Annotated in this window: 9 protein-coding genes; 4 read left to right on the top strand and 5 right to left on the bottom strand. The window is 66.0% G+C overall.

Annotation, left to right across the window (positions count from 1 at the left end; all coding sequences use genetic code 11):
• Positions 1–199: 199 nt before the first annotated feature.
• Positions 200–1,753, bottom strand: a complete 1,554-nt coding sequence (locus EV216_RS02245) for an FMN-binding glutamate synthase family protein (RefSeq protein ID WP_132693422.1) — start codon at positions 1,751–1,753, stop codon at positions 200–202.
• 119 nt (positions 1,754–1,872) lie between these two features.
• Between EV216_RS02245 and EV216_RS02240 the strand changes: the two genes are divergently transcribed.
• On the top strand, positions 1,873–2,316 hold the full coding sequence (locus EV216_RS02240) for a DUF302 domain-containing protein (protein ID WP_165899115.1): 444 nt from the start codon (positions 1,873–1,875) through the stop codon (positions 2,314–2,316).
• A 202-nt stretch (positions 2,317–2,518) separates the two neighbouring features.
• The gene (locus tag EV216_RS02235; RefSeq protein WP_132693421.1) at positions 2,519–3,004 is read left to right on the top strand and encodes a fasciclin domain-containing protein; all 486 of its coding nucleotides are present in this window, start codon (positions 2,519–2,521) and stop codon (positions 3,002–3,004) included.
• Positions 3,005–3,065: 61 nt separating this feature from the next.
• Here EV216_RS02235 and clpB read toward each other — a convergent pair whose 3' ends face one another.
• Positions 3,066–5,681, bottom strand: coding sequence for an ATP-dependent chaperone ClpB (gene clpB, locus EV216_RS02230; protein WP_132693420.1), 2,616 nt, complete (start codon positions 5,679–5,681; stop codon positions 3,066–3,068).
• A 188-nt stretch (positions 5,682–5,869) separates the two neighbouring features.
• Between clpB and pyrF the strand changes: the two genes are divergently transcribed.
• The gene (gene pyrF, locus EV216_RS02225; protein WP_132693419.1) at positions 5,870–6,559 is read left to right on the top strand and encodes an orotidine-5'-phosphate decarboxylase; all 690 of its coding nucleotides are present in this window, start codon (positions 5,870–5,872) and stop codon (positions 6,557–6,559) included.
• A gap of 4 nt (positions 6,560–6,563) precedes the next feature.
• Here the strand turns inward: pyrF and EV216_RS02220 are convergent, their stop codons facing one another.
• Together EV216_RS02220 and EV216_RS02215 are read right to left on the bottom strand one after the other, a co-directional pair.
• Positions 6,564–6,833, bottom strand: coding sequence for an NfeD family protein (locus tag EV216_RS02220; RefSeq protein ID WP_132693418.1), 270 nt, complete (start codon positions 6,831–6,833; stop codon positions 6,564–6,566).
• Positions 6,833–7,720 carry an SPFH domain-containing protein gene (locus EV216_RS02215; RefSeq protein ID WP_132693417.1) on the bottom strand — a complete coding sequence of 296 codons (888 nt, stop codon included), beginning with the start codon at positions 7,718–7,720 and terminating at the stop codon, positions 6,833–6,835. Before EV216_RS02215 ends, EV216_RS02220 begins: the two co-directional genes overlap by 1 nt.
• A 153-nt stretch (positions 7,721–7,873) precedes the next feature.
• Here EV216_RS02215 and EV216_RS02210 point away from each other — a divergent pair, with 153 nt between their 5' ends.
• A complete protein-coding gene (locus EV216_RS02210; protein WP_132693416.1) occupies positions 7,874–9,127 on the top strand; it encodes a DNA polymerase IV in 1,254 nt (417 codons plus the stop codon).
• 9 nt (positions 9,128–9,136) lie between these two features.
• Here EV216_RS02210 and EV216_RS02205 read toward each other — a convergent pair whose 3' ends face one another.
• Positions 9,137–10,003 (bottom strand): N-formylglutamate amidohydrolase, encoded by an 867-nt coding sequence (locus EV216_RS02205; RefSeq protein WP_132693415.1) that lies wholly within the window; start codon positions 10,001–10,003, stop codon positions 9,137–9,139.
• Between the last annotated feature and the right edge of the window lie 17 nt (positions 10,004–10,020).

Genomic DNA, 10,020 nt, shown 5'->3' with positions numbered 1-10,020 from the left:
CCCGGCAAAACCCAAGCAGACGCTCCGGCGTAACCTCACAGCAGGTAACGCCCGCACAGACCGACATCGCGGCGACAAACCAGCCCCCCCCTGCCCGGCACACGCCCCGTGCAACAGCCCGACCACGCACATGGCGCATTGGAACGGCAGCACATCCATCACCGTCAGCAGCGCGCTGGAACAATCGGAACCAAAGCATTCAGGGTTCGTCGAACCGCTTGAGGGCCGCTTCGAACTGCGCGTTTCCACCGGTCATGGCACGGCCCTGCGAATCGAGTTTAACCGATGGGTGCAACTCGTTCACCTGCACCGAACTGCCGTCGTCCAGCACGACCCGGACGTGCCGACGGCGCATCTCGCGGGGTTCGGCGACGCCCACCGAATGGGCGATGGTTTCAACCTCCCCGATCACCGATTTCGCGTAGGCGGCAACACGCTTGTCCTTTTCCTTGACCACCAGCCCCTTCTGCAGCTGCGGTTGGTGGGTCGTGATGCCCGTGGGGCAGGTGTTGCGATTGCATTTCAGCGCCTGGATGCAGCCCAGACTGAACATGAAACCGCGCGCGGAGGTGACGAAATCGGCGCCCAGGCAGATCGCCCAGGCCACATCGCCGGGCGCGACCAGTTTGCCGCTGGCGATGATGCGGATGCGATCGCGCAGACCCGCGAGGTCGCGCAGGTCGACCATGCGGATCAGCGCCTCGCGCAAGGGCAACCCAACGAGATCGATCAAGGGCATCGGCGCCGCCCCGGTCCCGCCCTCGCCGCCATCGATGGTGATGAAGTCGGGTGCGCTCTCCTCGCCCCGTTTCCGGATCTCCCGAAACAGGTCGAACCAGGGATCGGCCGAACCGATGCAACTCTTGATACCGACCGGCTTGCCGGTCACCTCGCGGATACGGGCGATCAGGTCCAGAAGATCGGAGAAATCGTCCACCTCGCGGTGCCGGTTGGGCGAGATCGCATCCAGCCCCATCGGGACGCCACGGATACGCGCGACTTCCTCGTCGATCTTGGCGGCGGGCAGGATGCCCCCCTTGCCGGGCTTGGCGCCCTGGCTCAACTTGATCTCGAACATCCTGACTTCGGGGTGCCTTGCCACCTCGCGCAGCTTGTCGTCGCTCAGGTTTCCCGCAGCATCACGCACACCGAATTTCGCCGTGCCGATCTGAAAAACGATGTCACAGCCGCCCTCAAGGTGATAGGGCGCCAGGCCGCCCTCGCCGGTGTTCAGCCAGATGCCCGCACGTCTTGCGCCCCGCGACAGCGCCCGCACCGCAGGCTTCGAGATCGCGCCGTAAGACATTCCCGAGATGTTGAAGATCGACGGCGCCATATACGGTTCACGGCAATACGGACCGACAACCATCGGCTCGGTCGAGGCGTATTGATCGTCGAGCGGGGGAAAGACGGCATTCATGAAGATCGGCGTGCCGGGGATGTTCAGGTTTCGGGTAGAGCCGAAGGCCACCGTATTCCCCTTGGCCTCGGCAGCATTGTAGACCCAGTTGCGCTGCGCTCGGTTGAAAGGCATCTCCTCGCGATCCATCGCAAAGAAATACTGCCGGAAGAACTCGCCCAAGGTCGTGAAAAGGCCACGGAACCGACCGATCACCGGGTAGTTGCGCCGGATCGCATCGCCGGTCTGGGTGCGGTCTATGGCGAACAGAAGCAGGACAACCAGAAACAGCACGCCAAGGAACAGCGCGAATGCCCCCGCCATGACCTGCAAAGCGTAATAGGCCCAACCCATGGCGCCGACTCCCTGCCTGCCCTGGTTGACCTCAATCAAGGAGGCCGCATTCACCCTCGCTAGAGTGGCCGTGCGGGGGGCATCTTACAAGCCCGTGCCGAAAGCTCAGGGAGAAGATCATGAAAACACTTTTCGCCGCCGCCGCGTTGGCGATGGTCGCCGTTTCGGCAGGGGCAGAGGGGGTCATCACCTACACCGTGGACCAGAGCTTTGATGACGTGGTGTTCGGGCTGGAGAATGCCGTGATCGGCCAGGGCCTCGTCATCGACAGCGTCAGCCATACCGGCGACATGCTGGAGCGGACGAAGGCCGATGTCGGCTCGGACGTCACGATCTTTCTCAAGGCTGATATCTTCAGCTTCTGCTCGGCCGCGCTGTCGCGCAAGGTGATGGAAGCCGATCCGATGAACATTCAGTTCTGCCCCTACGGCATCTTCGTGCTGCAGATGCCCGACAGCCCCGACCAGACCATGATCGGCTTTCGCCAGTTCCCCGAAGGTCCGATGAAAGAGGTCGAGGCACTTCTGGACGGGCTGGCACGCGAGGCCGCGGGGATCAACTGAACGTTGTGCCGAACTCACGGATTTTCAAACGAAATCAACGCATCTTGATGTGACTTCGTGCCGGTGCCCGGCTTAGGGCGCCGTGCCGCGGTGTCAAACAGGATCGGCAGGAATCCCCGCTCATCCAGCCGCGCCTTCCTTGCGTAACCCGCACCGACCCGATCAACGGGGTCGCCTGAATAACAAGGAAGGGAACCATCTCATGCTTCGCAGAACCTTCATGGCGGTGACCGCTGCCACGATACTGTCCACGCCCGTCCTCGCGGATGACCACATGGCCAAGGACATCGTGGCCATCGCGTCCGAGTCCGATCAGTTCACCACCCTCGTGGCGGCCGTGAGCGCCGCGGGCCTTGTCGAAACGCTGCAGGGCGAGGGTCCGTTCACCGTCTTCGCCCCGACCGACGATGCCTTTGCTGCGTTGCCCGAGGGCACGGTCGCATCGCTGCTCGAGCCCGAGAACCGTGACCAGCTTGTCGCGATCCTCACCTATCATGTGGTGCCGGGCAAGGTGATGTCGGGCGACCTGAGCGACGGGATGACCGCGACCACGGTTCAGGGGTCTGACGTGACCATCGGCACCGAGGGTGGCGTCACGGTGAACGGTGCGAATGTCACCGCCGCCGATATCGAGGCCAGCAATGGCGTGATCCATGTGATCGACGCGGTGATCCTGCCCGAGGGCTGATCCTGACGCGAACGCCCCGCAGGTGATTGACCTGCGGGGCGTTCCATTTCGCACCAGTGGCTCAGTGCAGCACGGCATCCTCGGGCTTGGGCCGGTTCGAGCCGACCACCCGGCCACCGATGATCAGCCCCTCGGCCCCGGCTGTGACATGCAGGACTTCGCCGTCCCGCACCTCGCCGGCCAGGATCATCTCGGCCAGCCGGTCCTGAAGGCTGCGCTGGATCACCCGTTTCAGCGGCCGCGCGCCATAGACCGGGTCATAACCGGCATCCGCCAGCCACTTCTCGGCATCCGCATCGAGGTCGAGCGCGATGTTCCGCGCCGCCAGCCGTTTTTGCAGACGCCGCAACTGGATCTCGACGATGCCGGTCATGTCGGCACGGCTCAGCCGGTCGAACACCACCATCTCGTCCAGACGGTTCAGGAATTCGGGGCGGAAATGCATCCGCACCGCCTCCATCACCTCGGCCCTGGCCGCGCTGGCATCCGCATCCTCGGGCAACTGGCTCAGCGCCTGTGACCCGAGATTCGAGGTCAGTACGATCAGCGTCTGCTTGAAATCGACCGTGCGGCCCTGCCCGTCGGTCAGCACCCCGTCATCCAGCACCTGCAACAACACGTTGAAGACCTCCGGGTGCGCCTTCTCGACCTCGTCGAACAGAACCACCTGATAGGGGCGACGCCGCACCGCCTCGGTCAAAACGCCGCCCTCGTCATAGCCGACATAGCCCGGCGGGGCGCCGATCAGGCGACTGACTGCGTGCTTCTCCATGAACTCGGACATGTCGATGCGCACCATCGCCTGATCGTCGTCGAACAGGTATTCGGCAACCGCCTTGGTCAGTTCCGTCTTGCCGACGCCCGTGGGGCCAAGGAACAGGAAGCTGCCCAGCGGCCGGTTCTCGTCGTTCAGCCCGGCGCGGGCGCGGCGCACGGCATTCGCCACCGCGGTCAATGCCTGGCGCTGGCCGATCACGCGCTTGCCCAGCTCCTCTTCCATGCGCAACAGCTTCTCGCGCTCGCCCTCCAGCATCTTCGAGGTCGGGATGCCGGTCCAGCGTTCCACGACCTGCGCGATCTGTTCGGGGCCGACGGCCTCCTCGACCAGAACGTCGTCCTCCTTGGCCTCGGCCTCGGCAAGCTGACGCTCAAGCTGCGGGATCACGCCATAGGACAGTTCCCCGGCGCGCGCGAGGTTCCCTTCGCGCTTGGCGTGGTCCAGTTCCGCCCGCGCCCGGTCAAGCTGTTCCTTCAGATCGCGCGCACTTTCCAGCTTGTCGCGTTCGGCCTGCCATTTCGCGGTCATCTCGGCCGATTTCTGGGTCAGGTCGGACAATTCCTTTTCGAGCTTCGCCAACCGATCCTTCGAGGCCGCGTCATCCTCCTTTTTCAGCGCCTCGGCCTCGATCTGCTTTTGCAGGATGTCGCGGTCCAGCGCGTCCAGTTCCTCGGGCTTGCTGTCCACCTCCATCCGCAGGCGGCTGGCGGCCTCGTCCATCAGGTCGATGGCCTTGTCGGGCAGGAAACGGTCGGTGATGTAGCGATGCGACAGCGTCGCCGCCGCCACCAGTGCCGAGTCGGAAATCCGCACGCCATGGTGCAGTTCATATTTCTCCTTGATGCCGCGCAGGATCGACACCGTGTCCTCGACGGTCGGTTCCTCGACGAACACGGGCTGGAACCGGCGGGCGAGTGCGGCATCCTTTTCCACATGCTTGCGGTATTCATCCAGCGTCGTGGCGCCGATACAATGCAGCTCGCCCCGGGCCAGTGCGGGCTTGATCAGGTTGGCGGCATCCATCGCGCCTTCGGATTTGCCCGCGCCGACCAGCGTGTGCATCTCGTCGATGAACAGGATGATCTCGCCCGCGGCGGCGGTGATCTCGTTCAGGATCGCCTTCAGCCGCTCCTCGAACTCGCCGCGATATTTCGCCCCCGCGATCAGCGCGCCCATGTCCAGCGCCATCAGCCGCTTGTTCTTGAGCGATTCCGGCACGTCGCCATTGACGATGCGCAACGCCAGCCCCTCGGCGATCGCGGTCTTGCCGACGCCGGGCTCGCCAATCAGAACGGGGTTGTTCTTGGTCCGGCGGCTCAGCACCTGCATGGCGCGGCGGATTTCCTCGTCGCGGCCGATGATCGGGTCGATCTTGCCCTGTTCGGCCATCTCGGTCAGGTCGCGGGCGTATTTCTTCAGCGCCTCATAGCCTTCCTCGGCGCTGGCCGTATCGGCGGTGCGGCCCTTGCGGATGTCGTTGATCGCGGCATTCAGGTTCTGCGCCGTGACGGCGCCTGCATCCAGCGCGTCCTTGGCCTTGGACGACACCATGGCCAGCGCCATCAGGATGCGCTCGACCGGCACGAAACTGTCGCCCGCCTTTTTCGCAAGCTTCTCGGCCTCGTCCAGCACGCGGCCGGTGGTCTGGTCCAGATAGGTCTGGCCCGCATCGCCCGAGACCTTGGGCATCCTGGCCAGCGCGACATCGACCGCCTCGACCACGCGCTCGGGCGCGCCGCCCGACCGGCGGATCAGGTTGGAGGCCATCCCCTCGGGATCATCCAGCAGTGCCTTGAGCAGATGTTCGGGGGCAAGCCGCTGGTGGCTTTCGCGCATCGCGATGGTCTGGGCGGCTTGCAGGAATCCGCGCGACCGTTCCGTGAACTTTTCCAGGTTCATCGGTTCTCTCCTTTGCCAAAGCGCCCGTCGCTCGCGGTGCCTGACCGGCAGCACACCCTTCGTCGCGGGCCTCGACCGCAGATGTGGGAGATGGCCCAACCCGTTGCAAGGGCGCCACAGCGCATTGCCGCGCTGGACCTGTCGCGACCGGTAGCCTAGCAAGGCACGACCCCGACGGAGGATCCGACATGCCCGATGACCGCCTGATCGTTGCCCTTGACGTGCCCGACGCCCATTCGGGGCTGGAGCTTGCCAACCGGATCGGCGACGCGGCCGATTTCTACAAGATCGGGCTGGGGATGCTGACGGGCGGCGGGCTGGCGCTGGCGCGGGAACTCAAGGACGAGCATGGCAAGCGCATCTTCCTGGACATGAAGCTGTTCGATATCGGCGCGACCGTCGAGGCGGCGGTGCGCGGGCTGGCGCGGTTCGATCTGGATTTCCTGACCGTGCATGGCGACCCCCATGTGGTGCGCGCCGCGCGCGAGGGGGCGGGCGGGTCCGGCATGAAGATTCTGGCGGTCACGATCCTGACCTCGCTGGACCGCGCCGATCTGGATGCCAGCCTGATCCGTCCGGGCGATCTGCCCGAGATCGTGGCCGAGCGCGCGGCGCGGGCCTTTGCGGCGGGGGCCGATGGCGTGATCGCCAGCCCGCAGGAGGCCGCGATGATCCGCGCGCTGCCGGGTGCGGCGGGGCGGCTGATCGTGACGCCGGGCGTGCGGCCCGCGGGCGCCGATCCGGGCGACCAGAAGCGGGTGGCGACCCCGGCCCGGGCGATTGCCGATGGCGCGGATCATATCGTGGTCGGCCGCCCGATCTGGCAGGCCGCCGATCCCCGCGCCGCCGCGCTGGCGGTTCAGGCAGAGCTGCCCTGAGCGCTCAATCCTCGTTGATGTCGCGGTCCCAGACCTTGACCTGCCCCTTGCGCACACCCAGCACGGCCCGCAGCCCCAGCCATGCGGCCAGCGAGACCAGCGCAAAGATCAGCACCAGCCAGGGCCAGCCCGCCGACAGCCCCAGCCACAGGCCAAGCCCCACCGCCGCCGCCCCGATGGCGAAACCGACAAACACATAGCCCGGCGCCAGCACCTCGAGGATCGCCAGCAGAACCGCGGCCGTGAGCCAGACCCACCAGGTCGTCGCCAGCATCAGCCCCGCCCCTTGAGCATCTTGAACGCATCGGCAAAGGCATCCATCGCCTGCGCGGGCAGGATGATCGTCTGCTTGCCCGGCCCCTGCCCCACGGCGGTCAACGCCTCGACCTGTTTCAGCGCCACCTGATATTGCGCCGCCTCGATCCCGTTCTCGGCCAGCGCCTGGGCCACGATCTGGGTGGCGTAAGCCTCTGCCTCGGCGGTTATGCGGCGGGCCTTGGCTTCCTGCTCGGCGGCGTAGAGCTCGGCATCCGCCGCCAGTTCCACCGCCCGCTTGCGGCCCTCGGCCTCGGTCACGGCGGCACGGCGGGCGCGTTCGGCGTTCAATTGCTGAAGCATCGCCTCGCGCGTCGCCGTGTCGAGATTGACGTCGAGGATCTCGGCCCGCGTCACCTCGATCCCCCAGTCGTCCACCGCGTCAGCCACGCTGGCCTTGATCGTCGAGATCAGTTGCGCGCGGTTCGACTGCACCTCGTCAAGTTCCATCTTGCCGATCTCGGCCCGGACGATGCCGGTGACCGTGGTCGCGATGGCGGCATCCACGTCGCGGATCCTGTAGACCGTCTTTTCCGGCTCGATGATGCGATAGAACACACTGGTTTCCACCTGAACCAGCACGTTGTCGGCGGTGATCGCGTCCTGGCTGGCATTGGGCAACTGGCGTTCCAGGATCGAGATCCTGTGCGCCACCTTGTCCAGGAAGGGCACGATGAAGTTGATCCCCGGCCCCAGCACCGCGCGCAACCGGCCGAAACGCTCGATTACATGCTTTTCGGATTGCGGCACGATCCGCACCCCCAGCACGATGCAAAGGATGAGGAAGGCTGCGAAAAGCAGAACGACGAGATTGCCGCCGATCAGCGCGTCAAGGGAATCGTCCATCATGGTCTGCCCGTCCTCGTATGTTTCCCTTGTCAGTATGCGCCGCGCGGGCACGGTGCGGAAGCCCTTGCCCCCGGCCCTTGGCCGCGCGCATCATGGCGGGCAAACGTGCCGGAAATATGCAACACCCGTGTCACCGACGGGACCGTAGAGATGCCCGCCCTCTGCCGCGACTGCCTGACCACCTTCGAGACCGGCACCCGCTGTCCCGCCTGCGGACGGCCGCGCGTGATCGCGCATCCCGAGCTGTTCGAGCTGTCGATCGCGCATATGGATTGCGATGCCTTCTATGCGGCCGTCGAGAAACGCGACAACCCCGCGCTGCGCGACAGGCCGGTGATCGTCGGCGGCGGGCGGCGCGGTGTGGTGTCCACCGCCTGTTACCTTGCCCGCATCCGCGGCGTGCGGTCCGCCATGCCGATGTTCAAGGCGCTGCAGCTTTGCCCCGACGCGGCAGTGGTGAAACCCCGCGGCGCGGCCTATGCCGAGGCATCGCGGGCCATCCGCACGATGATGGAGGAGTTGAGCCCCGCGGTCGAGCCGCTGTCGCTGGACGAGGCGTTTCTGGACCTTACGGGCACGGAACGGCTGCACGGCGCACCACCCGCGCTCTTGCTGGCGCGGCTGGTCAGGCGGATGGAGGACGAGCTGGGCCTGTCGGGCTCGATCGGACTGTCGCACAACAAGTTCCTCGCCAAGCTCGCCTCCGACCTCGACAAGCCGCGCGGCTTTGCGGTGATCGGCCAGGCCGAAACACTGGATTTCCTGGTCGACCGGCCCGTGGGGCTGATCTGGGGGGTGGGTGCTACGGGTCGCGCCGCGCTGGAACGTGCGGGCGTGCGCAGTTTCGCCGATCTTCAGCGATGGGAGCGGCGCGAGCTTGCCGCGCGCTTCGGGTCGATGGGCGACCGGCTCTGGCATCTGGCGCGCGGGCAGGATCACCGCCGTGTCTCGCCCAACGCGCCGGTGAAAAGCATCTCGAACGAGACGACCTTTGCCGAGGACATCGCGGATCCGGACCTGCTGGACGGCCATATCTGGCGCCTTGCCGAAAAGGTCGCCGACCGCGCCAAGGCCAGGGGAAGGGCGGGTCGCGTCGTGGCGCTGAAGCTGAAACGCGCCGATCACCGCCTGCTGACCCGCCGCCACGCACTGCCCGAACCCACCCAGATCGCCGACCGCATCTATCGCGAGGCGCGCGTGCTTTACGATCAGACGGGCGCAGCGGGACCGTTCCGGCTGGTGGGCGTGGGCCTGTCCGACATCGTTCCGGCCAAGGGGGCCGAGCTGTCGGGTGATCTGTTCGACCCGCAGGCGGCGGTCCGGGCGGGGGCGGAACGGGCGAGCGATGCGATTCGCGCGCGCTTTGGTGCGCAGGCGATCCTCAAGGGCCGGGCGCTGCGGTAGCGGCGCGCTTTACTCGGCGGCGAGAGGCACCTCACCGGTGCGGCCGATCTCGGCAAGGTCGGCGACGATCGAAACCATCAGGCGGCGAAAATCCTCGAAATCGTTATTCGGTCGCACCTCGGCCTCGTCCATGTAAAGCGAGCGGTCGATCTCGACCTGAACTGCATGCACACGCCGCGCGGGACGGCCGTAGCGCTGGGTGATATAGGCCCCGGCAAACGGGGCGTTCCGCCCGACCCGCAGGCCGGCCGCGGCAAAGGCCGCCTCGACCCGCTCGACCACATCGGGAGAGGCCGAGGCGCCGAACCGGTCGCCCAGCACAACATCGGGACGGCGCTTGCCCGCTGGAGAAATACTTTCGATCGCCTCGCGCGGCATCGAGTGGCAGTCGACGAGGATCGCCTCGCCGAATCGGACCTGAGCCTCGTCCAAAAGCGTCCGAAGGCACTCATGATAAGGCCGCCAGAAGGTCGCTATGCGGGTCTCGGCCTCGACAAGGCCGATCTTGCCACGGTAGATCGCGCGTCCGTTCGCCACCACCCGCGGGATCACCCCCAGCCCCGAACTGATCCGTGGGTTATGCCCGGCCAGCCGTGCACCCTCGATCACGGCGGGGTCAAGCTCCTCGGCTGCGCGGTTCAGATCGACATAGGCACGCGGCGCCTCGGCCGCGATAAGGGGCGCGCCATGGACGGGCGCGTCGGCAAACAGAAGATCGACGAAGGCATCCTCGGAGGAGCGGATCGCACGTTCGTCAAGCACCGTCTGGCGAAGGAATGTCCAAGGGTAGTCGCGCCCGCTATGGGGCGAGGAAAACACCACGCTCGTGGACACCCGGTCGGGCTGGAACAACCTGTAGGCGCACAAATCACGCATCCTCCTTCGGATCATTT

This window comes from Rhodovulum steppense, assembly GCF_004339675.1.
GTDB classification, from domain to species: Bacteria; Pseudomonadota; Alphaproteobacteria; order Rhodobacterales; family Rhodobacteraceae; genus Rhodovulum; species Rhodovulum steppense.
Note: the sequence above shows the minus strand (reverse complement) of the source record. Positions and strands in the feature narration are given on the sequence as shown.

What these genes read in the sequence shown, in the direction of transcription:
- EV216_RS02245 (WP_132693422.1), bottom strand. Translation starts at nt 1,753, where the DNA reads ATGGGTTGGGCCTATTACGCTTTGCAGGTCATGGCGGGGGCATTCGCG.
- EV216_RS02240 (WP_165899115.1), top strand. Translation starts at nt 1,873, where the DNA reads ATGAAAACACTTTTCGCCGCCGCCGCGTTGGCGATGGTCGCCGTTTCG.
- EV216_RS02235 (WP_132693421.1), top strand. Translation starts at nt 2,519, where the DNA reads ATGCTTCGCAGAACCTTCATGGCGGTGACCGCTGCCACGATACTGTCC.
- clpB (WP_132693420.1), bottom strand. Translation starts at nt 5,681, where the DNA reads ATGAACCTGGAAAAGTTCACGGAACGGTCGCGCGGATTCCTGCAAGCC.
- pyrF (WP_132693419.1), top strand. Translation starts at nt 5,870, where the DNA reads ATGCCCGATGACCGCCTGATCGTTGCCCTTGACGTGCCCGACGCCCAT.
- EV216_RS02220 (WP_132693418.1), bottom strand. Translation starts at nt 6,833, where the DNA reads ATGCTGGCGACGACCTGGTGGGTCTGGCTCACGGCCGCGGTTCTGCTG.
- EV216_RS02215 (WP_132693417.1), bottom strand. Translation starts at nt 7,720, where the DNA reads ATGGACGATTCCCTTGACGCGCTGATCGGCGGCAATCTCGTCGTTCTG.
- EV216_RS02210 (WP_132693416.1), top strand. Translation starts at nt 7,874, where the DNA reads ATGCCCGCCCTCTGCCGCGACTGCCTGACCACCTTCGAGACCGGCACC.
- EV216_RS02205 (WP_132693415.1), bottom strand. Translation starts at nt 10,003, where the DNA reads ATGCGTGATTTGTGCGCCTACAGGTTGTTCCAGCCCGACCGGGTGTCC.